The sequence below is a fragment of the Burkholderia sp. HI2714 genome (assembly GCF_002223085.1).
GTDB classification, from domain to species: domain Bacteria; phylum Pseudomonadota; class Gammaproteobacteria; order Burkholderiales; family Burkholderiaceae; genus Burkholderia; species Burkholderia lata_D.
The window spans coordinates 223,849-249,939 of the sequence record NZ_NKFM01000037.1; the positions used below are offsets into that span (position 1 = coordinate 223,849).

At 64.3% G+C, this 26,091-nt stretch carries 23 protein-coding genes; 18 read left to right on the forward strand and 5 right to left on the reverse strand.

Annotated elements, in window-relative coordinates:
- Positions 1-12 precede the first annotated feature (12 nt).
- Positions 13-1,254: an NAD(P)/FAD-dependent oxidoreductase gene (locus CFB82_RS21510; protein WP_089485197.1), complete on the reverse strand. Its 1,242-nt coding sequence runs from the start codon at positions 1,252-1,254 to the stop codon at positions 13-15.
- Positions 1,255-1,472: 218 nt separating this feature from the next.
- Here CFB82_RS21510 and CFB82_RS21515 point away from each other — a divergent pair, with 218 nt between their 5' ends.
- From CFB82_RS21515 to CFB82_RS21555, 9 genes are all read left to right on the forward strand, one after another.
- Positions 1,473-2,198, forward strand: a complete 726-nt coding sequence (locus CFB82_RS21515; protein WP_089485198.1) for an SMI1/KNR4 family protein — start codon at positions 1,473-1,475, stop codon at positions 2,196-2,198.
- 385 nt (positions 2,199-2,583) lie between these two features.
- Positions 2,584-3,291: a YfiR family protein gene (locus CFB82_RS21520; protein WP_089485199.1), complete on the forward strand. Its 708-nt coding sequence runs from the start codon at positions 2,584-2,586 to the stop codon at positions 3,289-3,291.
- A complete protein-coding gene (locus tag CFB82_RS21525; protein ID WP_089485200.1) occupies positions 3,288-4,556 on the forward strand; it encodes a diguanylate cyclase domain-containing protein in 1,269 nt (422 codons plus the stop codon). Before CFB82_RS21520 ends, CFB82_RS21525 begins: the two co-directional genes overlap by 4 nt.
- A gap of 85 nt (positions 4,557-4,641) precedes the next feature.
- The gene (locus tag CFB82_RS21530) at positions 4,642-5,151 is read left to right on the forward strand and encodes an OmpA family protein (protein ID WP_089485255.1); all 510 of its coding nucleotides are present in this window, start codon (positions 4,642-4,644) and stop codon (positions 5,149-5,151) included.
- Between the two features lie 404 nt (positions 5,152-5,555).
- Positions 5,556-7,694: a type VI secretion system Vgr family protein gene (locus tag CFB82_RS21535; protein ID WP_089485201.1), complete on the forward strand. Its 2,139-nt coding sequence runs from the start codon at positions 5,556-5,558 to the stop codon at positions 7,692-7,694.
- Positions 7,695-7,711: 17 nt separating this feature from the next.
- Positions 7,712-8,170, forward strand: coding sequence for a DcrB-related protein (locus CFB82_RS21540; protein WP_069252319.1), 459 nt, complete (start codon positions 7,712-7,714; stop codon positions 8,168-8,170).
- The gene (locus tag CFB82_RS21545; RefSeq protein WP_179255434.1) at positions 8,167-12,516 is read left to right on the forward strand and encodes an RHS repeat-associated core domain-containing protein; all 4,350 of its coding nucleotides are present in this window, start codon (positions 8,167-8,169) and stop codon (positions 12,514-12,516) included. Before CFB82_RS21540 ends, CFB82_RS21545 begins: the two co-directional genes overlap by 4 nt.
- Positions 12,464-12,949, forward strand: coding sequence for a hypothetical protein (locus CFB82_RS21550; protein ID WP_218829075.1), 486 nt, complete (start codon positions 12,464-12,466; stop codon positions 12,947-12,949). Before CFB82_RS21545 ends, CFB82_RS21550 begins: the two co-directional genes overlap by 53 nt.
- Positions 12,950-13,153: 204 nt before the next feature.
- Entirely contained in the window at positions 13,154-13,699 is a 546-nt protein-coding gene (locus CFB82_RS21555) for an SMI1/KNR4 family protein (protein WP_089485203.1), read from the forward strand.
- 156 nt (positions 13,700-13,855) lie between these two features.
- On the opposite strand, the gene CFB82_RS21560 is transcribed toward CFB82_RS21555, so the two are convergent.
- Positions 13,856-14,479 carry a hypothetical protein gene (locus CFB82_RS21560; protein WP_089485204.1) on the reverse strand — a complete coding sequence of 208 codons (624 nt, stop codon included), beginning with the start codon at positions 14,477-14,479 and terminating at the stop codon, positions 13,856-13,858.
- Positions 14,480-15,293: 814 nt separating this feature from the next.
- Between CFB82_RS21560 and CFB82_RS21565 the strand changes: the two genes are divergently transcribed.
- The 5 genes from CFB82_RS21565 to CFB82_RS21585 all read left to right on the forward strand — a co-directional run bounded on the left by CFB82_RS21565 (position 15,294) and on the right by CFB82_RS21585 (position 20,272).
- Entirely contained in the window at positions 15,294-16,409 is a 1,116-nt protein-coding gene (locus tag CFB82_RS21565) for a branched-chain amino acid ABC transporter substrate-binding protein (RefSeq protein ID WP_089485205.1), read from the forward strand.
- Positions 16,410-16,591: 182 nt separating this feature from the next.
- Positions 16,592-17,518, forward strand: coding sequence for a high-affinity branched-chain amino acid ABC transporter permease LivH (gene livH / locus CFB82_RS21570; RefSeq protein ID WP_041493199.1), 927 nt, complete (start codon positions 16,592-16,594; stop codon positions 17,516-17,518).
- Between the two features lie 11 nt (positions 17,519-17,529).
- Positions 17,530-18,801 carry a high-affinity branched-chain amino acid ABC transporter permease LivM gene (locus CFB82_RS21575; RefSeq protein WP_089485206.1) on the forward strand — a complete coding sequence of 424 codons (1,272 nt, stop codon included), beginning with the start codon at positions 17,530-17,532 and terminating at the stop codon, positions 18,799-18,801.
- Positions 18,798-19,571 (forward strand): high-affinity branched-chain amino acid ABC transporter ATP-binding protein LivG, encoded by a 774-nt coding sequence (gene livG, locus CFB82_RS21580; protein WP_069252315.1) that lies wholly within the window; start codon positions 18,798-18,800, stop codon positions 19,569-19,571. Before CFB82_RS21575 ends, livG begins: the two co-directional genes overlap by 4 nt.
- Positions 19,571-20,272, forward strand: coding sequence for an ABC transporter ATP-binding protein (locus tag CFB82_RS21585; protein ID WP_039366289.1), 702 nt, complete (start codon positions 19,571-19,573; stop codon positions 20,270-20,272). Before livG ends, CFB82_RS21585 begins: the two co-directional genes overlap by 1 nt.
- Before the next feature lie 82 nt (positions 20,273-20,354).
- Here CFB82_RS21585 and CFB82_RS21590 read toward each other — a convergent pair whose 3' ends face one another.
- On the reverse strand, positions 20,355-21,206 hold the full coding sequence (locus CFB82_RS21590; protein ID WP_069252314.1) for a LysR substrate-binding domain-containing protein: 852 nt from the start codon (positions 21,204-21,206) through the stop codon (positions 20,355-20,357).
- Positions 21,207-21,338: 132 nt separating this feature from the next.
- Here CFB82_RS21590 and CFB82_RS21595 point away from each other — a divergent pair, with 132 nt between their 5' ends.
- The 4 genes from CFB82_RS21595 (at position 21,339) to CFB82_RS21610 (ending at position 24,689) form a co-directional block, all read left to right on the forward strand.
- Positions 21,339-22,319: a hypothetical protein gene (locus CFB82_RS21595; protein WP_089448182.1), complete on the forward strand. Its 981-nt coding sequence runs from the start codon at positions 21,339-21,341 to the stop codon at positions 22,317-22,319.
- 29 nt (positions 22,320-22,348) lie between these two features.
- Entirely contained in the window at positions 22,349-23,335 is a 987-nt protein-coding gene (locus tag CFB82_RS21600) for a 2OG-Fe(II) oxygenase family protein (RefSeq protein ID WP_089485207.1), read from the forward strand.
- Positions 23,336-23,348: 13 nt separating this feature from the next.
- A complete protein-coding gene (locus CFB82_RS21605; RefSeq protein WP_089485208.1) occupies positions 23,349-24,272 on the forward strand; it encodes a DMT family transporter in 924 nt (307 codons plus the stop codon).
- A 66-nt stretch (positions 24,273-24,338) separates the two neighbouring features.
- A complete protein-coding gene (locus CFB82_RS21610) occupies positions 24,339-24,689 on the forward strand; it encodes a VOC family protein (protein ID WP_089485209.1) in 351 nt (116 codons plus the stop codon).
- Positions 24,690-24,719: 30 nt separating this feature from the next.
- On the opposite strand, the gene CFB82_RS21615 is transcribed toward CFB82_RS21610, so the two are convergent.
- Positions 24,720-25,127 (reverse strand): DUF2000 family protein, encoded by a 408-nt coding sequence (locus CFB82_RS21615; RefSeq protein ID WP_089485210.1) that lies wholly within the window; start codon positions 25,125-25,127, stop codon positions 24,720-24,722.
- A 44-nt stretch (positions 25,128-25,171) separates the two neighbouring features.
- Complete coding sequence (locus CFB82_RS21620) at positions 25,172-26,029, reverse strand: AraC family transcriptional regulator (RefSeq protein WP_089485211.1); 858 nt, start codon at positions 26,027-26,029, stop codon at positions 25,172-25,174.
- Between the last annotated feature and the right edge of the window lie 62 nt (positions 26,030-26,091).

A 26,091-nucleotide genomic window follows, 5' to 3' on the forward strand; every position in this document is an offset into this window, starting at 1 on the left:
TCGGTTGCCCGTTCAGAAGCGATCCGCGCGATACGGCGCCGGATCGGTGAACGGCGTTTCGCCCGTCATCATCTCGGCCAGCAGGCGGCCGGTGACGGGGCCGAGCGTCAACCCGTGATGGTTGTGCCCGAACGCGAACCACAGCCCGCGATGCGCGGGCGCCGGCCCGATCACCGGGCGCATGTCGGGCGTGCACGGCCGGAAGCCGAGCCACGGGTGCGGGTCGAGCCGCTCGCCGAAACCGAATACAGGCCGCGCGACGCGTTCCGCGCGTTCGAGCTGCACGCCGGTGGGCGGCACGCCGCGCCGCGCGATCTCGACGCCGGTCGTCAGCCGCAACCCGCGCTTCATCGGTGCGATCACGTAACCGTATTCGCGATCGACGATCGGCGCCGACGGCACGCCGCGCGCGGACGGCGCGTAGTGCATGTGATAGCCGCGCTTCTCGCGCAGCGGGATCGTGTAGCCGAACTTGCCGAACACCGTGTCGGACCACGGGCCGAGCGCGACGACCACGGCCGGCGCGGCGGCCAGGCCGTCCTGCGTCCGGACCTGCCAGCCCGGCGACAGCGCGTCGAGGCTCGCGGCGTCGCCCGTCAGCAGCGTGCCGCCGCCTTGCACGAAGAGTTGCGCGTACGCTTTGACGAGCGCGGACGGGTCGACGACGCTTTTCGGATCGAGCCAGTGCAATGCGCCGCAGAAGCCGGGCGCGAGGCTCGGTTCGTGCGCGCTCAGCGCGGCGGCATCGAGCGGCGTGATGCCGAGCCCGTGGCGGCGCGCGGTGAGTCCGGCTTCGGCCACGCTGCGTTCGAACGCGGCCGGCGTGCGGAACGCTTCCAGCCAGCCGTTCGCGCGGATGAGTTCGCCGGCGCCGGCCCGCGCGATCAGCGCGTCGTGCTCGACGATGCAGCGCTCGATAAGCGGCAGCATGTCGCGCGACGCCGCCGCGTGACGCAGCGGCGCCGATTCCCACCAGAAACGCGCGAGCCAGGGCGCGAATGCGGGCAGCGACGCGCTGTGCCAGTAAAGATCGGTCGAGCGGTTCAGCGCATAGCGTATCAGCGTGAACGGGCTGCGCGGGAACGGATACGGTTCGACCGACGAGCGCTCGATCAACCCCGCGTTGCCGAAGCTCGTGCCTTCGCCGGGCGCGCCGCGATCGACGAGGGCGACCTTGCGTCCTCGATCCTGCAGGTGAAGTGCCGCGGAGACGCCGACGATGCCTGCGCCGAGAACGATGACGTCGAAATCCATCAGTGGTGAATGACGGTGAGCGGCGCGCGCCCGCGATGAGGCGTATGCGCCCGGGTTGGAGAGCAGTTCGAGCTGCAAGCATACTCGCGGCGGCGTGGGGCACCAAGAGGACGCGCGCGGCCTGCGCACGACAGGTGGCCCGCGCGCGACGATTCGCGATCGTCGTGCCGACGCGGGCAGTAGAATGCGCGGGTTCCGGCCTTCGAGGGTGACACGCGATGATCGAGTTGACCGCATCGGTTTATGCGGCGGAGTTGAAGCGCTTCCGGGCGACCGGCAGCGTCTGGCTCGCGGTGGACGAGATGCCGGCCGATGTCGACGTGCCGCCGGCATGGCGCGCGCTGCTCGCCGCGCCGGACGACATGCTGGCGGAGACGCTCGTGCGGATGTGGGCCGGCATCATCGATCGGCTGCCGGCCGTCGCGCAGTTCTTTCGCGACAAGCTTGCGCGTCCGGCCGTGTTCCGCAATGACGGCGGCGACGTCGTGCTGCTGTATCCGTACACGGTCGGGCACGACGACCTGAATTTCTTCATCGGCCGTACGCCGTTGGGCGAGCGGTGGCCGGGTGATGCGTCACCGTGGCCTGCACTGCCCGGCGATCTGCGACGGTTCCACCAAACCGTGCATGACGGCTGGACGTTCTTTCCCGCGCATTCGATGGGGCCGTTGCCGCTCGCCGATCAGGCCGCGCTTGCCGGCAAGCTCGACCTGACGCCTGCCGAGATGCGCAAGCTCGGCGTGAAACCGGATCTCGTGCGGACCGTGTTTCATAACGGCAGCGGTGACTGGCTGTGCGTCGATTCGAGCGAAGGGGCCGGCGGTAGCAACCCGGCAGGGCGGTTATGGTGGCACGAGCGTCCGACCGAGCTTGAGCGCGTGGATTTCTGGGCCGTGATGAACGCGTGGTTCGAGATCTTCGTCGAGGAAGCTGACGAACGGTAGTTGTTCACGGCGTTTTCAAGTCATCGCGAACAGCGTGCCCCACCGCGCGAGTGCGTGCGTATGGATGCACGTCATTCCTGCCAGATGTATTCAATGCGATGTGTCGGCGGCGGCCTCGCGCGACAGAACGTATGAAGTTTGGCATCCTCGAGCATCCAATCCGCTGATCAATTTCCCGACGTCGACACCGGATCGACATCGGCAACAAGTTCGTGCACCAGCGCCGATTCCGCATACTTTCCCCGTTTCTCGCGGGTGTTTCCCACTGGTTGGCGATGCGAATTTTTACCTAAGATGAAGCCATCATGCGCGTAATTCGGTGCCTGCACGCGCATGGAGGGAGGCGGGAGGCAGCGCCGGAGCGACGCCAGCGGATGTTGCCATCATGGATGCGAAAGTGTGCGCGTCGGCTGCCAGTCTCGCGACTGCAGCGACGCCAGCGGACGTGGCGGCAATCGCCGCGCGAACGGCGCCCGGCCGTCCCGGCCGAACCGCCCCGCTGCACCACGCGCTGGTCGCAATCGTTTGCGTTCTGGGGGCCGCCCAGGCCATGCTTGCCGGAGCTTCCGCCGACGCGCTCGATCCGGCCGACACGGTGCGCATCGTTGCGCCCGCAAGCCCCGCCGATCCCGCCGATCCGGCAGCTGCGACACACGACGCGGCCGTGCGTCAGGTCGTGCTGGGCATCATCAGTTTCACCCGCTGGCCGACGACACCCGTGCGCCTGCATCTATGCGTCACGGGCCGGCCCGACTATGCGGGCGGCCTGACCGATACGCTGCAGGCCGGCTCGACGCTGCTCGACGTGCAGCGTGTGCGCTTCGACGATCCCGCGCTCGGCATGGCCTGCGACATCGTCTATCTCGGCAACCTGGGCGCGGATGAACGCGCGCGCGTGAGAGCGGCGCTAGCCGGCCATCCAGTGCTGACGATTGCGGAACACGATCCATCCTGCACGGCGGGCGGCATGTTCTGTCTCAACGTCGACGGCGAACGCGTGTCGTTCGACATCAATCTCGACGCGGTCGCCCGCAGCGGCGTGCGCGTGCATCCGAGCGTGCTCAATCTCGCACGGCGGCCGGGGGCACCATGACACGACCCGTCCCGCCCGTTTCGCTGTCGCGCGTGCCGCGCCCGACGCTGCAAAGCGTGCTGCGTCGCGCGCACCTGCGCCTGGCGTTCGTTGCCGTCGCGATGGCCGCCGTGTCGTTGATCGTGGTGGCCGTGATTGCATTGCGCGCGTATGCCGGCAACAACCTGAACCTGCTGGCCCGTTCGCTCGGCTATACGGTGGAGGCCGCGCTCGTGTTCGGCGACCGCGTCGCGGCGGCCGAGGCGATCGGGCTGATCGCCATCGATGAAGATGTCGCGCAGGTGGTGGTCACGGATAGCAAGGACCAGCCGTTCGCGACGTGGCAGTTGCCCGCCGGCAGCGGGATCGCGCGGCTCGAACGCGTCGTCGCCGACCTCGCGCTGCCGGGGCCCGTGACCGCGCCGGTGGTACACGACGGCATCGTCGTCGGTCACGTCGTCGTGCGCGGCCGTGGCCATCAGTTCTTCGGATTCCTGCTTGGCGGCGTGGGCGGCATTCTCAGCTGCCTGGCCGTCAGCGTGATCGGTGCGTACATCAGCTCGAAGCGCCTGCTGCGCAGCATCGTTTCGCCGTTGCGCGCGCTGGCCGGCGTCGCCCACGCGGTGCGGCGCGAACGTGCGTTCGCGCAGCGCGTCGAGCCCACATCGATTGCCGAACTCAACCAGCTCGGCGACGACTTCAATGCATTGCTCGACGAATTCGAAGAGTGGCAGAACACGCTGCGCGACGAGAACGCGTCGCTCGAACACAAGGCGACGCACGATGCGCTCACGGGGCTGCCCAACCGCGTGCAGTTCGAGTCGCGTCTCGCACTCGCCCTCGGCGAAGCCGCGCTGACGGGGCAGCGGGTCGCGATCCTGTATCTCGATTGCGACCGCTTCAAGGAAATCAACGACTGCCTCGGCCACGACGCCGGCGACGCGGTGCTGATTGGCATCGCGTCACGGCTGCGCACGCAGGTGCGCGAGACCGACCTGGTCGCGCGCCTGGGCGGCGACGAATTCGCGGTCATGCTGCCGGCCGTGCGCGAAGCGGGTAGCGTATGTCGTATTGCTGACGAGATCTTGTCCGGTATGGGGCCGTCGATCGAGCTGTCCGACGGCCGCGTGGTGGCCACCATGATGAGTGCCGGCGTAGCGCTGTATCCCGATCACGCGTCGGATGCGAGCGGCTTGCTGCGGGCGGCGGATGCCGCGATGTACCGCGCCAAGCGCGCCCGGCCAGGCTCGTGGCAACTGGCGGAAGGGGTCGCGGGGGCGGCCTGAGGTGCATCGTTTCACGCTGCGGGCGAGGCCGCAGCAGTGGGTGGAAAGCGCGCTCGCGATGCGCGTGCAATCGAAGAGGTCAATGATGAACAACACGTTTCCGGTGGGCATTGGGCGCATGTGCGTCGGCAGCGCGCTGCTTTTGTGCATGCTGCTGGGAGGCTGCAAGACGCCGCCGCTTCATCGTGGATTGACGCAGACGCAGGTCACGGCGCTCAAGTCGGCCGGGTTCCAGGAAACCCAGCAGGGTTTCGAGTTCGGCTCGGCCGGGCCGATCCTGTTCGATTTCGATCGCTACAACCTCAAGCCCGATGTGCGGCGGATCGTCGAAAGGATCGGTCGCACGCTCCACTCGGCGGGGATCAACGGGGTACGGGTCTATGGATATTCGGACCGGGAAGGCCTGGACGAGTATGACCTCGAGCTGTCCAGGCGGCGGGCGGAGGTCGTTGCCCTCGAACTGGTCGACGTGGGGCTCGATGCAAAGCGCATCGCGATCGTCGGGAAAGGGAAGAGCGATCCGGTCGGGGACAACAGGACGCCGGGAGGAAGGGCGCAGAACCGGCGGGCGGCGATCGTGGTGTCGCCGCGGTGACCGGGGCGGTTTCCCTGGACGGTGTGAAAGGCGATTGAAAGCACCGGAAAACATGCGATCGAACGCGACGACCGGCAGCGTGTAGCGGTACCGCGCGTTTGCAAGCGCGCGTTCCGTTCCGAGCGTTCGCACTATTTCATCGTGACTGGGGGCGATGCTTCGCCCCGTACGGATCTGTCACACGTTTCATGCAGATTGTGTCCTGTTCCGCGCGTGCCGGCGCGGCGATTCGGCATGGGCTGCCGCGTCCGGGCGGCCGGCCGCCGGCCTGTTTTCGGGCCATCGGGGGCCCGAACGGAAACGTTTGCAGGTGTCTTTCACGCGTCCGGATTTTGTCCTACATTATCGGGGCTTCGGGCCGGTCAGCCGGCACCAGGAACCTGAGAACACAAGAAGGAACAAGAATGAGTTTCGCTCCGAACGGGGGTATTCCCACTGGAATGGGCGGTAGTGCGCTCGGCTCGTTGAGCGCGCTCGGCGGTCTCGCCGGCCCGGTTGCGTCGAGCGTCGCCGGCAGCCTCGGGCCGCTCGCGGGCCTGGCCGGGCACGTCGACACCGTCCAGCGCGCGATGCAGCTCGCGCAGACCGGCTTCTCGCTGATGGACAAGACGCCCGGCGCGATCGCCGAGGCGATCAACGGCGCCGCCAACCCCGCGCGCCTGACCCAGCTCAACCGCTACGTGACGCTCGATACGCCGCTCGGCCCGGACGTGCTGCTGGTCAGCGCCGCCGTCGTCGACGAGCACGTGAACCGGTTGCCGGAGATTCACCTCGACCTGCTGTCGCATCGCCACGACCTGCGCCCAGAGGATCTCATCGGCCAGCAGGTCAAGATCCGGTTCGACCAGCAGGCGCGCCTGTCGACGCTCGAGCGCGTCGTCGCATCGGGCGCCGCCGACAACGATCGTTACTTCGACGGCTACGTCGCGTCGTTCGACCGCGCCGGCAACCCCGGCAACGTCACGCAATATCATCTGACGGCGGTGCCGTGGTTCTGGTTCCTGACGCGCTCGACCGACTGCCGGATCTTCCAGAACAAGACCGCGCAGGACATCCTCACCGAGATCTTCCAGGAGCACGGCTTCTCCGACTTCGTATTCGATATCCGGACGAGCCAGAAGCCGCTCGAGTACGTCGTGATGTACCAGGAGAGCTACTACAACTTCTGCGCGCGGCTGATGGAGCAGGAGGGGCTGGTCTGGACGCACCGCTACGAGAAGGACAAGCACATCCTGGTGATCGGCGATTCGAACCTGCTGTTCCGCCCGATCGACGGGCTCGCGACGGTGCCGTTCGCGGCCACCGAGGCGAGCGAGGACAGCGGCATCGACCAGTTGCACGAAGGCCGGCGCTTCGGCGTGGGCAAGGTCACGTTCCGCGACTTCAACCACCAGAATCCGTCGTCGCCGCTGATGCTGGTGGAGGCCGGGCCGCAGAACCTCAAGCATGCGCGGCTCGACGCGACCGAGCGGTTCGAGCACCAGTCGCTGTACGACCACGGCGACGACGGCAACCGCTACGCGCGTTTCGCGATGGAAGCCGAGGAGGCGCAGGCCCATCGCTATACCGGCGGCGGCTACGCGTGGCGCATGACCACGGCGGGCGCCGTCACCGTGGCGAATCACCCGGTGCTCGAGAACAACCAGGAATACGTGATCCTGCACGTGCGTCACGAGGCGGTGAACGATTACACGCAGCACAGCGCGAAGCTGCCGTATCGCAACAGCTTCGCGCTGCTGCCGAAGAAGATTCCGTACCGTGCGCCGCGCGGCACGCCGAAGCCGGTGATTCACGGCACGCAGTCGGCGATCGTCGTCGGTCCGAAGGGCGAGGAAATCTACACGAATGGCAGCGCCGTGAAGGTGCATTTCCCGTGGGACCGGCGCGGCAAGAAGGACGGCTCCGATTCGATGTGGGTGCGTGTATCGCAACCGTGGGCGGGCGACGGCTGGGGCGCGGCCGCGATTCCGCGGATCAAGCAGGAAGTGCTGGTGGCGTTCAATCAGGGTGATCCGGATAACCCGGTGATCGTTGGTCGTGTGTTCAACGGCGAGCAGGGCAACCCGTACCATGGGGCGGCCGGCGAGACGATGGGGATCAAGAGCCAGACGCACAAGGGGCAGGGGTCGAACGAAATCCGCATGACCGACACGAACGGCATGCAGGAGTTCTTCATGCATGCGCAGAAGGACATGAACACCGTCGTCGAGAACAACGAGACGCACAAGGTGCTGGGGCCGATGCGTACCGTGCTGGTGGCAACGGGGAGTGAAGAGAAGCAGATCCCGCAGGGCAACCTGACCGAGACGATCGCCGAGAAGCGCAGCACGACCGCGACCACCGTCGAGGTGATGACGCCGACCAAGGATGGCGGCGGCGGCACTCAGGTTTACATGGCCGAGCGCGGCATCCTGCTGAAGGTGATGGACAGCTCGATCTCGCTCGCGCCGGAAGGCATCCGCCTCGAGCACAAGGGCTCCGTGATCCTGATGACCGACGACGGCGTGATGATCAACGGCACGCGCATCGATCTCAACAAATAACTCGAACGAAACCAGCCATGCACTACGCAATCCACGAAGGCACCTTCGAACTGCCGGACGCGGCGCTCGACCGCACCGTCAACATCCTGATGATGAACGTCGGCCCCGGCGGCCTCAATCTCGTGATCGCCCGCGGACGGTTGCGCGACGGGGAGAATCTCGACGCGTTCGTCGCGCGCGAATGGGAAGTGGCGTCGCGCGATGCCAGGATGCTGACCGAGAAGGCGCGTCGGCCGGTGACGGTCGGTTCCCGTGCGGGCGTCCAGATCGATTCCACGCTCGAGCGGGACGGCAGGCTCTGGCATCAGGTTCAGACGATGTTTCCGTCGGACGACGCCGGCCGCGTGCTGGTGATGACGTTGACCAGCGCGGCGCCGCTGACCGAAGAACAGCAGGCGATCGCCGAACGCATGCTCGCCAGTTTCCAGCCGCGCGCGGCGCGGCCGTCCCTGCTCGGGCCGGGTGACGCGTCGTGAGCGCGGAAAACTTCGCGGCCGCGCGCTTCGAAGATCCGATCCAGCACACGTCGTTCCTGGGTGAGCTTGTCGGCACGGTCGGGTCGGTGGTCGGCGGGGCCATCGTCGGTGCGTTGGTGGCAGAGGCGATGGAGGGGCTGATATTCGCCGGCCTCGCCGCGCTCGAGATCGGCACGGCAGGGTTGGCGACGCCGCTCGTGATTGCGATCGGTGTAGGCGTGGCGGTCGGCTCCGGCGCGCTGATGGAAGCGAGCGGCATGAACGATGCCATCGACGACGGCGCGAAGTCGGTGGCCAATTCGCTCGTGCCGCCCGAGATCAAAGGCAAGATCGCGAGTGGGTCGGGGAACGTCTACGTCAACAACAAGCCGGCGGCGCGGGCGGCGAAGCCGGGCGATCTCGATACCGTTGCGTGTACCGATCATCCCGGGCCGCAGATGATTGCCGACGGGTCGGGCAGCGTTTATATCAACAATCAACCGGCCGCGCGGGTCGGTGACAAGACGACATGCGACGGGACGATTGCCGAAGGCTCGGACAACGTTTTCATCGGCGGTGGGACGCAGCGGGTGCGGGATGTGAAGTCGGCTACTCGGCTCGGGTGGCTGGGGGCTGCGCTCGGTATCGCGCTCGCGGTGTGCGGCCGCGGGAAGATGAGCTGGGGCGACTTCCTGAAGAGCAAGGTGCCGTGTATCGCGATGAATTTCGCGGCGGGTGCGTTCGGTACCTGGCTGGGTAGTCTGGCGAGGCCTTCGGCGGGCCATCCGGTTAACGTCATTACCGGCAGCAAGGTTCTCGATGGCACGGACGATACCGATTTCGTCCTGCCCGGGCCGCTGCCGATCGTCTGGCAGCGTTTCTATAGCAGCCTCGATGATCGCGCCGACAGCCTGTTCGGGACCGGGTGGAGCGTGCCGATCAGCGTCGAGCTGCGACTCGCGCGTGAACATGGCGAGGTGGTGTCGATCACGTACTGGGACGAGCAGGGGCGCGATATCGTGTTCCCGGCTGTGCCGCCGGGTGAGAGCCATTTCAGCGTGCCGGAAGGCATTTACCTGATCTGCACCGAGGGCGGCCACTATGTGGTCGAGACGGTCGACGGTGTGTATCGCGATTTCGGTCGTGCCCGTACCGATGCGGATGGCGAGACGCTCAAGCTCTGGCGCCTTGAGGATCGCAACGGTAACTGGATCGAGGTCGAGCGAGAAGCGCACGATGAGGTTGTGCGGCCTGCGCGGTTGCACGATAGCGCCGGCCGCTTGCTGACGCTGTCGTACGACAAGTTGCATCCGCAACGTATTGCCGCGATCGAACTGACTCGTGGTGTCGACGGTGAACAACCCGACACGCTGGTGCGGTATGCGTATAGCAACGCCGGCGAGCTGGCGGCCGTTACCGATCGGAGCGGTCATATCGGGCGGCGCTTCGCATACGAGCATGGACTGATGGTCCAGCACACGTTGCGCGGCGGCCTGCAGTGTTTTTATGCGTGGCAGGGTGTCGGTCGCGACGCGCGTGTGGTGCGCCACTGGACCAACGACGGCGAAGCGTACACGTTCGACGCGGATCTCGCGCAGCGCTCGGTGACGATCACCGACCAGATCGGTCGCGTGACGCGCTGGACGTGGAACGAGGACCAGCAGCCGACGAGTCATACGGATGCCGAAGGCCACGTGTGGCAGCTGGAGTGGAATGCAAAGCGGCAGTTGGTCAGCACGACCGACCCGGCCGGGAACACGACGCGCTTTGAATACGACGAGCGCGGGCGTCAGACGCAGCGCATCGATGCGCTCGGGCAGGTCGAGCGGACCGAGTGGAACGGGTACTACGACCTGCCCGTAGCGGAAACCGATCCGGCGAATTCGCGCTGGATCTATCGCTACGACGATCGCGGCAACCTGACGATGACGCGCGATCCGGCAGGTTTTGCGACCGAGTATCACCGGGACGAGCGTGGGCTCGTGCACACGATTCGCGATGCGCGGGGTGGGTACAAGTTCCTTGAATGGAATGGCCGTGCGCAGTTGACGTCGTATACCGATTGTTCCGGCAAGGTTACGCGGTTTGCGTATGACGCACGCGGTGCGCTTTCGCGTGTGACTGATGCGGCTGGACAGTCGACCGTGTACGAAACGGATGCGATGGGGCGGGTCACGGGGATCGGGACGGCCGATGGTGCTCGTCAGGCGTTTCGGTATGACTTGGCCGGGCGTCTTGTCGAAGTTGTCGACGCGAATCAGCGCAGCACGCGGTATGAGATCAATCCGCGCGGGCTGCTGCTTTCTCGTACTGACGCGGCTAATCGTGTCGTGCGATTCGGGTACGACGATGCGTTCCGGCTCGCGAGCTTGACCAACGAAAACCGCGAGTCGTATCGCTTCCAGTATGACCGTCGCGACTTGGTGGCTGCGCAGATCGGGCTCGATGGCCACAAGCGCACATACGAATACGACGTGTGCGGCCAAGGCACGGTCGTGCGGGATGGAAAGATCGAGACGCGATACGAGCGCGATGCGATCGGTCGACTGACGGCGAAGCAAGCTACGCATGAGCGATGTGAGTACCTGTACGACAAGGCGAGCCGAATCGCGTCGGCCGAGTTGTACACGCTGGGGGCTCGCGGTTCGTCGCTGAAGAATCGGGTCAGCCTGAAGTACGGCGCGCGCGGTGAGGTGCTCGAGGAGTACACGCCGACGGGCTGGCTTGCGCATACCTACGATGAGCTTGGTAACCGCGTCAGCACCACGATCTCGGGCGAGCGCACGATCGACTGGCTGCATTACGGGTCGGGCCATGTGCACCAGATCCGCGTTGACGGTGCCGCAGTCGCCGACATCGAGCGCGATGATCTGCATCGGGAAGTTCTGCGGACGCAAGGCAAGCTGACGAGTCATTTCGGGTACGACGCGGTGGGCCGTCGTGCCCGGCAAGTTGCACAGCGAGGCAGGGCGGCGGACGAGTTGCTGGCGAAGCAATGGCAATACGACGCTGTGGGAGATGTGATCCAGAAGCGGGATCTGCGCTATGGCACGACGAGCTATCGGTATGACCCGACCGGTCGCATTGAACAGGCGGCCGGGCCGGGATTGCCGTCGGAAGTGTTTCGTTGGGACGCGGCAGCCAACCTGGTGTCGAGCGATCACCCGGGAGGCTTCGTAGAGCACAACCGGCTCAAGATGTTCGAGGACAAGCGCTTCGAGTACGACGTTTATGGGCGGTTGGTTCGCAAGTTGAGTGGGCACGGGCCGGCCAAAGAGTTGGTACTTGAGTACGACGATTGGAACCAATTGAAGACCGTCGTGACGAAGGACCGGCTTGGTGTCGGGACGACGCACTTCGAATACGACGCGTTCGGTCGGCGGATTCGGAAGCTCAATGGCGGGTATGCGAGTACGGATTTCCTGTGGGACGGCATGCGGCTCGTGCAGGAGACGTACCACGACCGTCAGGGCGAGGAAGCGCTGACGTACTTGTATGAGTCGAATAGCTATGTGCCGCTGGCGCGGATCGACCAGGGCAAGGCGGCGGCTAACGACGCCAATGCGCGGGATGCGGTCTACTATTTCCACAACGATGTGTCGGGGTTGCCGGAGGAACTGACTAACGCTGAAGGCGAGTTGATTTGGCAGGCGCGATACAAGGTTTGGGGCAACGCGGTGCAGGAGGAGTGGATCGCGCGGGCTCCACAGCAGTCGGTGCCGGAGTGGGGCGAGGTGCAGCCAACTACGCCAACACCTGCTTACTTACCGCGACCGCAGAATTTGCGTTCGCAGGGGCAATATCTGGATCGCGAGACGGGGCTGCACTACAACACGTTCCGGTTCTATGATCCGGACATTGGCCGCTTCATTAACCCCGACCCGATCTCGTTGCGGGGCGGGATCAACCTCTATCAATTCGCGCCGAACCCGATCTCTTGGATTGATCCGTGGGGGTTGACAGGATTCTTCACCCCATCGGTGTTTACTGCTCCGTCCGGGAGTACTCATACTGTTTATCAACAAGCGATTGATTGGGATTTGCCGGTAAACACGCGAAGCGGAACAGTAACGAATCTCGACTTGGCTGCAAGTGGGAAAAGTCCATTTGTTGTGAAAAACGGAGTTTATTCACAGCTTAACCTGCATCATTCAAACCAAGATGGGCTGGGTTCCTTGTTTGAATTGTCGGCGGACACCCATCAACGGTATTATGGTAGCAAGGCGCTGCATCCCTATTTGCCTAATCCGCACCCAGTGAATCCAGTGAATAGAGATACATTCAATGCGGACCGTGAGGAGTATTGGAGGCAGCGTGCTGCCGCTGAAACGGAACGAAGAAAAGCTGCTGTCCGATGTGGAGGTTGATATGCTGTCAAGCAAAATTGTTTCATTTTGTCAGGGTAAGAATTGGTGGTTTGATGATATTGAACCGACATATAGGGATGCCCTCTTAAGGATAGGGGTTGATGTTTCATCAGATTTTTCGCAATTTTACTTGCACGTCGAGGATGGCCCAACATTCACGTCGCGCAATGGTGAGATATATCAAATCTGCTGGTTTTTGAACAACTCTGACTATGATGGCAGATTGAGGGTAGTTCGAGATGTTCTTAAAATTCCAGAGCCATATATTCCGTTGGATTCGTTTTCCGGGGAGCGGGGTTATTTCTGTAATACGGAAACCGGTGAGGTTTTTGATATTGGGCTGGGGGATTCGTTGAGGGATTTTTTGGGTGGAAATATGAAGGCTAGATGGAATGGGTTCAATGAATTTATTGAGTGGTTTTTTGATATTTGATTATTGAGGAAATCAATTTATTTTGAGGTAGTGAGGCTGGTGGATTCTGTTATGTGTGAGGAAGTGGGGTGATGCGGGAAGTCGCGATTTTGTTCGGATCAAATGATTCATGACGCTGAATAGATTGGGACTTTATGTGGACAATTCGATCGAAGCAATGTGCATCACTGAAGAGCGTGGCCATAGCGATATGGGGAAGGCACGATGCTAGACAAACTTACGCAACTCGGAGCTGCTCCGATCGATTTGCCACTAAAGACGAAGACGCATCTGCTGGCCGACTTGGAGGCTCAAGTTGGTCCGCTTCCAGATGACTACAGAAATTTATTGCACCACTTTGGTGGAGACATTGAGTTCACTTCGTTCATCAAATTTCGTACCGATGAGCCGTCGCCATGGGCCGCAGAAGATGGCACTGATGCTCTGGAGATCCTCTACGGACTAGTGAGCAAGTACGGTTTGTCGATGCTCCAGATGTTTGAGACGTATAAGGGGCGTATCCCAGCGGGTTGGATTCCGATAGGAGAAGCGCCGGGTGGTAACCAAATCTGTTTGAGGATCGATACGTCGGACGATTCTCAATCGGTTGGGTTCTGGGACCATGAAAGTGAGGTAGGGCCGGGATTGATGCCCAGTGGTAGCGGTTTAACGAAAATCGCTGGTTCGATAGGGGATTTCGTTAGTCGCCTTACACGAGAGGGCCCACCAGAGAACACGCGTCGCGCTGTCAAGGTAGATCTTCAGTTTTGAAAGGAGCGGGCCCGCGTCCGGCACCCCCAATATGGGCAGCTTGTTCACAAGTTGAGTGATCGCGGGCCTGCGAGGAACTGGTTGTTGCCGTCGTAACGACGACAATGACTGTTATACCGACGTCTGTGGCAACCACAGCCGACCACCCCCAACCCCTCACCAACCGATATTGCAAGACGACCGCGACGTCCCCGCACCGCCCGTCGCCGTGCACTTCGTCCCCGCGCCGTTGTCATAAAACGTCCGCGTTTCCGGTTGCGGCACCGAAGGATCGAACGGATTCGGCGCGCCATGCGGACCGCGCGGCGCATCGTACGGGCGCTGCGGCGCATATGAACCGCCACTACCAGCGGGCCGAGAGCCATTCGCCCGCAGGTATTCATTCCAGTTCTCCGCGCGCTGTTCATAGCCAGGCACTGCACGACCAAAACTATCCGTGCCACCCGCGCCGAGCGCGACTCGGTTCGACGGCAATACCAAATCGGGCTCGTGCTCAACCGAAGGCGTCGGCACCACAAGCGCATCGCCCGTCACCCGCAACGGCCGCGTATCCGGCGTATCGAATGGACCGCGCTCCACCGGCGCGGCGTACTCCAGGCGACTATGGCCCATCCGCGCCGCATGCCCGTCATCCCGAGCCGCAGCCCGACGCTCCGACCGAAACACATTGGCACCCACTGACCGATCGGTCAGCGAATCGTGTCCGGAAGCATCGGCGGTAGAAACAGAAAGCGCACACGCGATCGCGGCGGCGGAAGAAAAGCAGAAAGGGTGATTCATCAGCGTTCCGAAGCAGGTGATATGCGATGAGAAAAAAACGGCAGATCACTGGCTGGCGGCTGGGCGACGGACGGGCGTCGAAGCGGCCCTGAAGCGGCTGCGAGGCGCGGCGTACGCGACTCACAGGAAGGCTGGCTGGATTGCAGAAGCGAATTCGTATTATTTCATATAAATAACAACTAGCTTCCAAATGTTTAGTTTTGTTTGTAAACAGTAGGATTGCCCGCCTCGACCGACCGCCCCGAGTTGGTGCCAACCTAAGCAATCATCAGTTGATTGATTTTCAGCGATCAGACCGTTAGCAACCCGAAAACGCACCGCACGAAAATCCCAGATCGCCGAAAGCCAAGCCCAGCAAGGCATCAACCCAACCCGACCCACCCCATAGCAACCCAATTGCACCCCAGGCAAACGTTCTCGCCCCGCACGCGGTTGCGCCCCCATCGCCACCGCCACCCCCAAAACCCTCCGTGTTTTCCCTCGGTCGACCGGCATTTTTGACAGACGATTTAAAAACGCCCATATAATTTCGACTGCCTTGCCAACGGCTGTCGGACCATCCCTCCGAACAAGCGATTTGGCAAGCGGGGCAGGCGAAACGCTTGCGCAATGCAAGACGCATCACGATGTCTTTCCGAACCAGACGTCCCCTTTTGGGGACTGCAAGAGCCGGGCCCCGCTACGCAACATTCCGCTGGAGTTCCGTCTTCTATGTGTCTCGGGCGTGTCCCATGTCCTCGCCCCGGGTGCTGTTCGATTGCGCAAGTCATGCCGCCTTTGCCCGTATGACTAAACAACATCGAGGAGCTCCCAGATGACGCTGTCCCGTCTTACGTCCATTTCCGCCGCCGTGCTGTTCGCCGCCGGCGCCGCCGCCGCGCAAGCGGAAACCGTGAAGATCGCCATCGCTGGTCCGATGAGCGGTTCGGTCGCCCAATACGGCGACATGGTGAAGGCCGGCGCGCTGACCGCGATCGAGCAGGTCAACGCTGCAGGCGGTGCGGGCGGCAACAAGTTTGAAGTCGTGATGATGGACGACGCATGCGAACCGAAGCAGGCCGTCGCCGTCGCCAACAAGATCGTCAGCCAGAAGATCAAGTACGTGATCGGCCACGTGTGCTCGGGTTCGACGATCCCGGCCTCGGACATCTACGAGAACGAAGGCATCGTGATGGTCACGCCGTCGGCCACCGCGCCGCAGCTGACGGAAGGCAAGAAGCGCCACTTCATCTTCCGCACGATCGGCCGTGACGACCAGCAAGGTCCGGCCGCCGCGCACTACATCATCAACAACGTGAAGCCGAAGAAGGTCGCGGTCCTGCACGACAAGCAGTCGTACGGCCAGGGCATCGCGTCGTCGGTGAAGAAGGACCTCGAAGCCGCGAAGATTCCGGTCGTGCTGTTCGAAGGCATCAACGCCGGCGATTCGGACTACTCGGCGATCATCACGAAGCTGAAGTCGCAAGGCGTCGACTTCGTCTACTTCGGCGGCTACCACCCCGAAATGGGCCTGCTGATGCGCCAGGCGCGCGAGCAGGGCGTGAAGGCCACGTTCATGGGGCCTGAAGGCGTGGGCAACAAGGACGTGACGGCGATCGCCGGCCCGACCTCGGAAGGCATGCTCGTCACGCTGCCGGCCGACTTCTCGGCCGATCCGGCCAACGCGGCGCTCGTGAAGGCGTTCGCGGACAAGAAGCGCGACCCGAACGGCCCGTTCCAGATGCCGTCGTACGCTGCGGTGAAGATCATCGCCGACTCGATCGCCGGCGCGAAGACGACCGATCCGACCAAGGTCGCCGCGTACATGCACAAGACGACGTTCGACACGCCGATCGGCAAGGTCGCGTATGACGCACAGGGCGACCTGAAGGCGTTCAAGTTCGTCGTGTACACGTGGCACAAGGACGCGACGAAGACCGCCGCCAAGTAATACGGAGTACCCGCCCGCGCATTCCGCCCTGTCCGCGACCCGGACGGGGCGGGTGCGTATTGTCCACGCATCTGCCCATTGCGCGGCCATGGGGCGGCCCGAGACGACACCGTGCGTTGCGCGCGGCCACGCCGTGATCCGGCGACGGCAGGCGACACAACGCCAACGGGAGCTTCCCGCACATGACTGACTTCTTTCCTCAATTCGCCCAGCAGCTGGTCAACGGCCTGACGCTGGGTGCGATCTATGCGCTGATCGCCATCGGCTATTCGATGGTCTACGGCATCATCGGCATGATCAACTTCGCCCACGGCGAGATCTACATGATCGGCGCGTACGTGGGCCTCGTGACCCTCACTGCAATCGGCATCTCGGCCGGCTATCCGCTGCCGCTCGTGCTCGGCGCCGCGCTGATCGTGTCGGTGATCGTCACCGGCCTGTACGGTTTCGCGGTCGAGCGCGTCGCGTACCGGCCGCTGCGCGGCGGCCCGCGCCTCGTGCCGCTGATCTCCGCGATCGGCATGTCGATCTTCCTGCAGAACTACGTGCAGATCGGCCAGGGCGCACGCGACGTGTCCGTGCCCGTGCTGATCTCGGGCGCGTTCGACATCCATCTCGGTGGCGACTTCGACGTGACCATCCCGTACTCGCGGCTGATGATCGTCTGCGTGACGCTCGTGCTGATGATCGCGCTCACGCTGTTCATCTCGCATTCGCGGATGGGCCGTGCGTGCCGCGCATGCGCCGAGGACATGAAGATGGCGAACCTGCTCGGCATCGACACGAACCGCGTGATCTCGTTCACGTTCGTGCTCGGCGCGATGCTGGCGGCCGTCGGCGGCGTGCTGATCGGGCTGACGATCGGCAAGCTGAACCCGTATATCGGCTTCGTCGCGGGCATCAAGGCGTTTACCGCCGCGGTGCTCGGCGGGATCGGCAGCATCCCGGGCGCGATGCTCGGCGGCGTGCTGCTCGGCCTCGCTGAAACCTTCGCCGCAGGCTATATGCCGGCCGAGTACAAGGACGTGGTCGCGTTCGGCCTGCTCGTGCTGATCCTGCTCTTCCGCCCGACCGGCCTGCTCGGCAAGTCGGACATCGAAAAGGTTTGAGGGAGACGCAGATGAGTCAAGTCATTTCCGTTCGCCGCCCGGTCGCCGACGCATCGATCGGCCAGGCGCTGAAAAATGCCGTGGCCGCCGCGTTCCTGACGGCGATCCTCACGATTCCGGTGCTCGGGTTGCAACTGAAGCTCGAAGGCTATCAGGTGGTGCTCACGCCGCACTGGCGGCCGGTGTGGATCGCGGTCGCGGGCGTGTTCCTGTTCCAGCTGTTCAAACCGTGGCTCGTACGCGCGAAATCGTCGGTGAAGCTGCCGGCCATGCCCGCGATGGGCGCGCAGCAGCAGCGCGTGATCGTCTGGGTGCTGCTCGCGGTCGGGCTCGTGTGGCCGTTCTTCGGCTCGCGCGGCGCGGTGGACGTCGCGACGCTCGCGCTGATCTACGTGATCCTCGGCCTCGGGCTGAACATCGTGGTCGGTTTCGCGGGGCTGCTGGATCTCGGCTATGTCGGGTTCTACGCGGTCGGCGGCTATACGTACGCGATGCTGAACCAGTACTTCGGGCTGTCGTTCTGGGAATGCCTGCCGCTCGCCGCGATCGCGGCCGCGACGTTCGGCTTCCTGCTCGGCTTCCCGGTGCTGCGGCTGCGCGGCGACTATCTCGCGATCGTCACGCTCGGCTTCGGCGAAATCATCCGCCTGCTCGCGAACAACCTGACGAGCCTCACCGGTGGCCCGGACGGCATCTCGGGCATTCCGAAACCGACCGTGTTCGGCTACGAGATGGCGCGCAGCGCGAGCGTCGAAGGTGCGAAGACCTTCCACGAACTGATCGGGCTGGAATACAGCGGCGACCACGTGGTGATCTTCCTGTACCTGCTTGCGCTCGTGCTGGTGGGCTTCACGCTGTTCGTGACGAGCCGCCTGATCCGCATGCCGATGGGTCGCGCGTGGGAAGCGCTGCGCGACGACGAGATCGCGTGCCGTTCGCTGGGCCTGAACCCGACGCGCATCAAGCTGTCGGCATTCACGCTCGGCGCGGCGTTCGCCGGTATCGGCGGCGCGTTCTTCGCGGCGCGCCAGGGCCTCGTTAATCCTGAATCGTTCACCTTCATCGAATCGGCGCTGATCCTCGCGATCGTCGTGCTCGGCGGGATGGGCTCGCAGCTCGGCGTGATTCTCGCGGCGATCCTGCTGACCGTGCTGCCGGAAGTCGCGCGCGGCTTCGCCGAGTATCGGATGCTGATCTTCGGTCTCGTGATGGTGTTGATGATGATGTGGCGTCCGCAGGGCCTGCTGCCTGCGAGCCGTCCCCACGTGGAGCTGCCCCAATGAGCGCGAATACGGAACTGTTGAAGGTCGCCGGGCTGCAGATGCGCTTCGGCGGGTTGCTCGCGGTGGACGGGATCGATTTCGACGTGCGTCGCGATGAAGTGTTCGCGATCATCGGGCCGAACGGCGCGGGCAAGACCACGGTGTTCAACTGCGTCGGCGGCTTCTACAAGCCGACCGGCGGCGACGTCGTGCTCGACGGCCATGCGATTGGCGGGCTGCCGAGCCACAAGATCGCGTTGAAGGGTCTCGTGCGGACGTTCCAGAACATCCGCCTGTTCAAGTCGCTGACCGTCGTCGAGAACCTGCTCGTCGCGCAGCACCGCAAGGTGAAGGCGGGGCTGCTGCCCGGCCTGTTCTCGACGCCCGCGTATCGCCGGGCCGAGAAGGAAGCGCTCGAACGCGCGGCCGTGTGGCTCGACCGAATGGGGCTGACGTCGGTCGCCAACCGGCCGGCGGGCACGCTGTCGTACGGGCACCAGCGGCGTCTGGAGATCGCGCGCTGCATGATCACCGAGCCGCGCCTGCTGATGCTCGACGAGCCGGCGGCCGGCCTCAACCCGCAGGAGAAGATCGAACTGCAGCACCTGATCGACAAGCTGCGCCGCGAGTTCGGCGTATCGGTGCTGCTGATCGAACACGACATGAGCCTCGTGATGGGCGTGTCCGACCGCATCCTGGTGATGGAGCACGGCAGGCCGATCGTGATCGGCACGCCGGAAGCGGTCCGCAACGACCCGCGCGTGATCAAGGCGTATCTGGGGGAAGAGTGATGCTGAAGCTGGAACAGGTCCATACGCACTACGGCGCGGTCGAGGCGCTCGCGGGCGTGTCGATCGAGGTGAACAAGGGCGAGATCGTCACGCTGATCGGCAGCAACGGTGCCGGCAAGACGACGCTGATGATGACCGTGTGCGGCACGCCGCGCGCGTCGTCGGGCCGCGTGCTGTTCGAGGGCAAGGACATCACCGCGATGTCGACGCACCAGATCATGCGGCAGGGGATGGCGATCTCGCCGGAAGGGCGGCGCGTGTTCCCGAGCCTGACGGTGCTCGAGAACCTGAAGATGGGCGGCTTCTTCGCGAGCCGTCACGAGATCGACGACGGCATCGAGCACGTGTTCAAGCTGTTTCCGCGCCTGAAGGAGCGCGCGACGCAGCGGGCCGGCACGATGTCGGGCGGCGAACAGCAGATGCTGGCGATCGGCCGCGCGCTGATGAGCAAGCCGCGTCTGCTGCTGCTCGATGAGCCGACGCTCGGTCTCGCACCGCTCGTGATCGCGCAGATCTTCGACATCATCCGCACGATCCGCGACGAAGGCGTCACGGTGTTCCTCGTCGAGCAGAACGCGAACAAGGCGCTGGGTGTGGCCGATCGCGGCTACGTGCTCGAAACGGGACGCGTGGTGCTCGCCGATACGGGCGCGAACCTGCTCGCGAACGATCGCATCAAGCAAGCCTACCTCGGCGGTTGATGCCGAAAGCCGCCGGCCTGCAACGGGCCGGCGGCGCTTCCTCTTTCGCTTTCTCATGCAAGGCCGGTTCCCGGCCTTGTCTTCATCCGATCCTGAACGTGCTTTTCAGTACGTCGCGCAGATGCAGCGCGGCGCGATTGCTGTCGTCCGTCAGGATGGTGATCAGGTGCGGCGGGAGATCGGGCAGCACGATCCCGGCGACGTGGCTCGTCAGGTTGCCGGACACGCGATCGTGTTCGATCAGGCCGACCGCGAGGCCGTTCGCGATACACGCCTCGACCGCCGGCGAGCTGGCGCTTTCGAGCAGCATCCGGTGCGGGATCTTCGCCTTCTTCAGCGCATTCAGTGCGGTGTCGCGGTACGGGCAGCCCTGCAGTTGCACGGCGATCGGCAGCGGTGCGTCGGGATTGAACTTGAAGGTTCGCGCGGCGACCCACACCGGATGGGTCTTGCTGAGCAGCTCGCCGTGCGGCGTCGCTTTCGGCACCACGGCGATCGTGATGTCCAGCTGGCCGCGCGAGAACAGCGACTGCAGCTCTTCGCTGGAGCGCGCCTCGACCGTCAGTTCGAGCAGCGGCCGGTCGGCGGCGAAGCGCGGCAGGAATTCCGCCATGAAGTGCGCGGCGTACGAATCGGGGATGCCGAGCCGCAGCTTGCCGGTCAGCATCTGCGGCGACAGCGATTCGACGAGCCGGTCGTGGCTCAGCAGAAACTCGGTGGTGTCGCTCAGCAGCTTGTGGCCGTACTGCGTGAGTTCTACGGCCTGGTTGTTCCGCGTGAACAGGCGCTGCGCGACCATTTCCTCGAGCTTCTGGATCTGCGCGGTGACCGACGACGGGCTGCGATTCACATGAGCGGCCGCATCCTTGAAGCGGCCGAGCTTCGCGACGGCGTGGAAGGTTCGCAGCAGGTCGACGTCCAGGGTGCGCGGCATGATTTGGTTTTTCCGAATCAGTGATTCAGGTAATGTCGATTGACGGAATTATTGGGCATCCCATATTCTCGGTCAACAGGCAGACAACGGCAGGCAGCCGGTCGCGCGTTGCACGTATCCGGGGAACGATTCATGTCGATCAATGATTTCGTTGTAGATGCATTGGTGCGGGACAGGAAGTTGAAGGCCGAGTCGGTATGGACGGTCGAGAATCACGAAAAGTATTCGACGCTCAAGCGCAGCGACGATGACGCGAGGAGAAAGGAAGCAGGGCGCGAGGTGTTTTCGCTGATGCGCAACCTGAACGAGCTGGGCGTGCGGAGCCCCGCGCTGTGCGCGGACCGCGACGGCAACGGTTCGTTGCGCGAAGCGATCGGCCAGTTGAGCGAGCGGCTCGCGACGTTGTCGCGCGGCCGCGATGTGCATTACATCGAGCTCGGGCCGGAGCCGGTCAAGACGACCGAACTCGTGAAGGCCGTCAGCGGCTGCGGCCCGGACCATCTGCGCTATACGGCCGTCGACATCAACGAGTCGTCCGAAGACGCGATGCGGCACGCGATCATGCCGTTCCTGAAAACGCCCGGCTGTTTCAACTACATCGCCGACGATTACCGGAACGTGCAATGGAACCACATCGACGTGGGCCAGGACGTGACGTTCATCACGATGCTCGGTTTCCAGGAAGGCAACGAATTGCCCGTGACGATCGGCCGGCTCATCCGCAATCTCGGCGGCAAATCGACCTACGTCGTGTCGGAGATGCAGTTGCTGGTCGAGGGGAGAGAGGAGCCCATCTACAACTTCTACCGGAACGAGAACATGGTGCGGTTTTCCGAAGTCGTCAGCCGGCAGCAAGGCTTCGAACCGCTCGGCGAGCACCATGTATCGATCGTCCGGCTCAATCTGCTCGGCGACCAGTTCCACGTGGCGGTCACGTTGCAACCGGTATCGAAAGCCGGGGCCGACGGGCATCTGATCACCAACGTCTGCCTGAAATACACGCCGGAGCAATTCCGTCACGTGCGCCACAGCCATGCCAATTGCCGCGTGATCGACGAACTGCACAGCGGCGACGGCAGCGTCGTGTACCAGATCGCCCAGTTCAAGGGCTGAATGCCGCAACCACGACAGCGAGGCACGCGATGAACAAGGGAAATGCATTGCCGGTGTTTGCGCGAGGGTTCGATCGGGTGAGGCTTGCGCTGCAGACGTCGCTGTCCGGCGGCGCGAATGTCGACGGCTCGCTGGACGCCGCGACGGAACCGATGCGCTGGGGCAGCGCCTGCCTGCGCGACGGCTATGAAGTGCGATACCGGCGCAATCTCGACGCCCTCGGCTATCGCGGCGTGCCGATGCGCGGCACGCGCTCGGACGCGCTCAACGCGGTGTGCCATCTTCGCGGCTTGTTTTCGGACGAAGCGGTTCATGCGCTGCGCGAGATCGGCCGCGCGCTGGAGCGCAGTGCGTCGAGCAGCAACTGGATCATCTCGAAGCGCGTGCGTGCGGTGACGGAGCGCTCGCGGTTCATCGACGACATGATGCACGACCGCGCATTCCTGCTGAGGGTGTCGCGTCTGGCCGGTGTGCCGCTGATTCCGTATCCGATGGTCAATGCGCGGTCGCAGTTCAACTACTACTACCCGACGGATCAGCGCGACGGCAAGGAACAGCTGGGCATGTGGCATACCGACGGCACCAGCTTCGTGCTGAACATCGTGCTGTCGGATCGATCCGACTACGAGGGCGGAAACTTTCTGTTCTACGAATCGACCGCGGAGACGTTCGACCGCCACGATCGCGAACGCCGGCATGTGAAGACCGCGAACCTGGACAACGCGGGCGACGCGCTGCTCATCTACGGCAGCAAGCTGTTCCATGGCGTCGAACCGGTCGAGGCGGGACGGCGCATGTCGCTGGTGCTGTCGTTTCATTGCCCGACCACGCGGGAGGACGACAACGGGTTCTGGCATCTCGCGTCGGACGACGGCATCCCGCGCACGGTCGTCAACTGGCTGGCGCTGCAGCGCGCGCTCCGGGACGACGCCGAACTGCAGTATCACCGCCTCGGGATCGAACCGATTCGCCCCGGGGATCTGGCAGACCAGCGTCTGTCCCCGGCAACTTTCTGAGAGCCGTCGCGCCATGCGGTTATTCCTGCTCCAGCTCGTTTTCGTGTTGTCGTGGAGTTCCGGCTTCATCGGCGCCAAGCTCGGCGCGGAGACGGCCGGCGCGTTCAACCTGCTGTTCTGGCGGTTCCTGCTCGTCACGCTGTGCCTGGCGATCGTCCTCAACCGGCAGCTCGGGCGCCTGACGTGGGAGAAGCTTCGCTATCACGCGGTGATCGGCTTCCTGTCGCAGTTTCTTTACCTGGCCTGCGTGTACGTCGCGATTCAGCATGGCCTGCCGCCCGGCATCGCCGCGATCGTCGCCGCGATGCAGCCGCTCATCACGGCCGCGATGACGGCGGTGGAAGGCAGCGAGCGCAGCGGGGCGCGCCAGTGGGCCGGGCTCGTCGTCGGGTTCGTCGGCGTGGGCATCGTGATCGGCGGGCAATATGCGCTGCCGGCCGGGTCGGTCGGGCTCGTGATGTACCTGCTGCCGCTGGTGTCCGCATTGGGGCTGTCGATCGCGACGATCTATCAGCGGCGCCGCGCGCTGACGGCCGCGCGCAGCAACGAGGACGGCCTGTTCCTGCCGCTGTTCGTGCAGGGATGCGTGAGCCTCGTGCTGTTCGCGGTGTGCGGGATCGTCACGGGCGACCTGCACGTGCCGACCCAGCCGAACGTGTGGGTCTCCGTCGTGTGGCTGACGGTGTTCTCGACCTTCATCGCCTACCTGTCGCTGTGGGCGCTGCTCAAGCGCATGCCCGCGACGCGCGTGGCGACCCTCGTCTATCTCGAACCGCCCGTGACGCTGATGTGGGCCGCATGGATGTTCGGCGACCGGATCGAGGTGACGACCTATCTCGGCATCGTGGTCGTCGCGATCGGCGTGTGGCTGGCCGGCAAGCGCGTGGAGCGGCCCGCGCGGGCGCGGCGGGCGAACATGGAGGCGGCCGGCCGCTGACGCACTGGTTGCGCGGGCCGTTCCGGTGTAGCGTCGCGGTACTGTCACGACCCGCGCAGGCACCCGATGAAAGTCAAACGGATCGTCGCCAATATCGACACCCGATCAGTCGACGATGCAAAGCGTTTCTACCAACGGATCTTCGGCCTCGACCTGCTGATGGATCACGGCTGGATCGCGACCTACGGCAATGCCGAGCAGATGGACGTGCAGATCAGCTTCGCATTGGAGGGCGGATCGGGCACGCCGACGCCCGATCTGTCGATCGAGGTCGACGACGTCGATGAAGCACTCGCGCGTGTGCTTGCGGCCGGGATTCCGGTCGAGTACGGCCCGGCTGACGAGCCGTGGGGCGTGCGGCGGTTCTATGTGCGCGACCCGTTCGGCAAGCTCGTCAACGTGCTCGCGCATCGCTGAATCGGGCCGCCGGGGCGGCTTCGCCGGCGTTTAAGCATGCAACGCCAGCCCCTTCACGGCTTTCTCCACCGCCTTCTTCGGCCCACGCAGCGCCAGCCCGACGAAGTCGAGATTCTCCGCATCGCCGGCGCGAAACACTTCGCGGTTGGCCGCGTCGTGCCCGGTCAAAAACATCGCATGCACGTAGGGCACGATCGTGAGTTCGCGCGACAGCGCCTGCCGGTGTGCGGCCTGCAGGCCGTTCAGGTCGGCCGCGAACACCAGCATCGGCTGGCCCAGCATGCGGCCGTAGCGGCGTCCCGCCGCATCCTCGTACGGCTCGCCGAGTGCTTCGGGTGCTTCGGCCGCAATGCCTGTCGCGAGAAACGCGACGACATTGAGTTTTTGCCACGCGGCGAGATCGTCGCGCACGATCAGCGCGACCTTGGTATCGAACATGAGTGCTCCTTGTAGAGACGCTCATGATCGGATGCCGCGCACGATCAGTCTGGAACGTTTGTGCACAGTTGCCGGTAGGCGGCCGGTGTGATCCGGTACGCGCGGCGGAACCAGCGGCCCAGGTGGCTCTGGTCGGCGAAACCGACGTCCGCGGCGGCCTGCGCGGGCGTGCGGCCGGCCGCCAGCAGCCGGCGCGCGGCACGCAGCCGCAAGCGCACCAGGTACGCGTGCGGCGACGTGCCGAACGCACGCTGGAACAGCCGCGTCAGCCGGAACCGGTCGATCCCGGCGACGCTGGCCAGCTCGTCGAGCCCGATGTTGCCGTCCATGTGTTCATGCAGCAGATCGCGCACGCGTGCGATCGCGGGCGGCACGACGGCGCTTTCCAGCACGAGCGGCCCGCGCAGTTCGCCGCCGAGCCGGATCAGCAGGCGGTCGAGCGTCTGGTCGCGCGCGAGCTTGCCTTCGTTGCCGTGGATCGCGAGAAACGCCTGGCGGATCGCGTCGACGAGGCCGCGATCGTCGACGAGTGTATGGCCGAACGACGCCTCGACGCCGACGAGGCCCGGCAGGTCGAGCCGGCGCGCCGCGCACTCGACCCACGCTTGCGGCAGGTACAGCATCCCGTAGGTGAAGCCGCCGGCTTCGGGCGCATGGCCATCGTGCAGTGCGCCCGGCTCGATCAGGATCGCGCGGCCCGGCACGCTCGTATGCATCGACCGGTGGCAGTGGAATTGCTGTACGCCCTGTTCGGTGAAGCCGACCAGCATGTCGTCGTGATCGTGCGCGTCGTATGCATGGCCGTTGAAATGCGCATGCAGGCTTTCGATGCCGGTTTCCGCATCGCGCCGCGCGACGAGCCAGTGGTCGGGTGCGCCGACGTCCTTTGCCGTTGTCGTCATCGAGTGCCTCGTGCATCGCCGTCGCGTGACGGAGCGTGACCGCGTGTCGCGGGAGGGCGGTG

Excerpts from the sequence above, each read along its gene's own strand:
- CFB82_RS21520 (WP_089485199.1), top strand. The coding sequence starts at position 2,584 with ATGGATGCGAAAGTGTGCGCGTCGGCTGCCAGTCTCGCGACTGCAGCG.
- CFB82_RS21575 (WP_089485206.1), top strand. The coding sequence starts at position 17,530 with ATGAGTCAAGTCATTTCCGTTCGCCGCCCGGTCGCCGACGCATCGATC.
- livH (WP_041493199.1), top strand. The coding sequence starts at position 16,592 with ATGACTGACTTCTTTCCTCAATTCGCCCAGCAGCTGGTCAACGGCCTG.
- CFB82_RS21565 (WP_089485205.1), top strand. The coding sequence starts at position 15,294 with ATGACGCTGTCCCGTCTTACGTCCATTTCCGCCGCCGTGCTGTTCGCC.
- CFB82_RS21525 (WP_089485200.1), top strand. The coding sequence starts at position 3,288 with ATGACACGACCCGTCCCGCCCGTTTCGCTGTCGCGCGTGCCGCGCCCG.
- CFB82_RS21600 (WP_089485207.1), top strand. The coding sequence starts at position 22,349 with ATGAACAAGGGAAATGCATTGCCGGTGTTTGCGCGAGGGTTCGATCGG.
- CFB82_RS21540 (WP_069252319.1), top strand. The coding sequence starts at position 7,712 with ATGCACTACGCAATCCACGAAGGCACCTTCGAACTGCCGGACGCGGCG.
- CFB82_RS21620 (WP_089485211.1), bottom strand. The coding sequence starts at position 26,029 with ATGACGACAACGGCAAAGGACGTCGGCGCACCCGACCACTGGCTCGTC.
- CFB82_RS21585 (WP_039366289.1), top strand. The coding sequence starts at position 19,571 with ATGCTGAAGCTGGAACAGGTCCATACGCACTACGGCGCGGTCGAGGCG.
- CFB82_RS21605 (WP_089485208.1), top strand. The coding sequence starts at position 23,349 with ATGCGGTTATTCCTGCTCCAGCTCGTTTTCGTGTTGTCGTGGAGTTCC.
- livG (WP_069252315.1), top strand. The coding sequence starts at position 18,798 with ATGAGCGCGAATACGGAACTGTTGAAGGTCGCCGGGCTGCAGATGCGC.
- CFB82_RS21590 (WP_069252314.1), bottom strand. The coding sequence starts at position 21,206 with ATGCCGCGCACCCTGGACGTCGACCTGCTGCGAACCTTCCACGCCGTC.
- CFB82_RS21515 (WP_089485198.1), top strand. The coding sequence starts at position 1,473 with ATGATCGAGTTGACCGCATCGGTTTATGCGGCGGAGTTGAAGCGCTTC.
- CFB82_RS21610 (WP_089485209.1), top strand. The coding sequence starts at position 24,339 with ATGAAAGTCAAACGGATCGTCGCCAATATCGACACCCGATCAGTCGAC.
- CFB82_RS21530 (WP_089485255.1), top strand. The coding sequence starts at position 4,642 with ATGAACAACACGTTTCCGGTGGGCATTGGGCGCATGTGCGTCGGCAGC.
- CFB82_RS21615 (WP_089485210.1), bottom strand. The coding sequence starts at position 25,127 with ATGTTCGATACCAAGGTCGCGCTGATCGTGCGCGACGATCTCGCCGCG.
- CFB82_RS21510 (WP_089485197.1), bottom strand. The coding sequence starts at position 1,254 with ATGGATTTCGACGTCATCGTTCTCGGCGCAGGCATCGTCGGCGTCTCC.
- CFB82_RS21555 (WP_089485203.1), top strand. The coding sequence starts at position 13,154 with ATGCTAGACAAACTTACGCAACTCGGAGCTGCTCCGATCGATTTGCCA.
- CFB82_RS21535 (WP_089485201.1), top strand. The coding sequence starts at position 5,556 with ATGAGTTTCGCTCCGAACGGGGGTATTCCCACTGGAATGGGCGGTAGT.
- CFB82_RS21595 (WP_089448182.1), top strand. The coding sequence starts at position 21,339 with ATGTCGATCAATGATTTCGTTGTAGATGCATTGGTGCGGGACAGGAAG.
- CFB82_RS21560 (WP_089485204.1), bottom strand. The coding sequence starts at position 14,479 with ATGAATCACCCTTTCTGCTTTTCTTCCGCCGCCGCGATCGCGTGTGCG.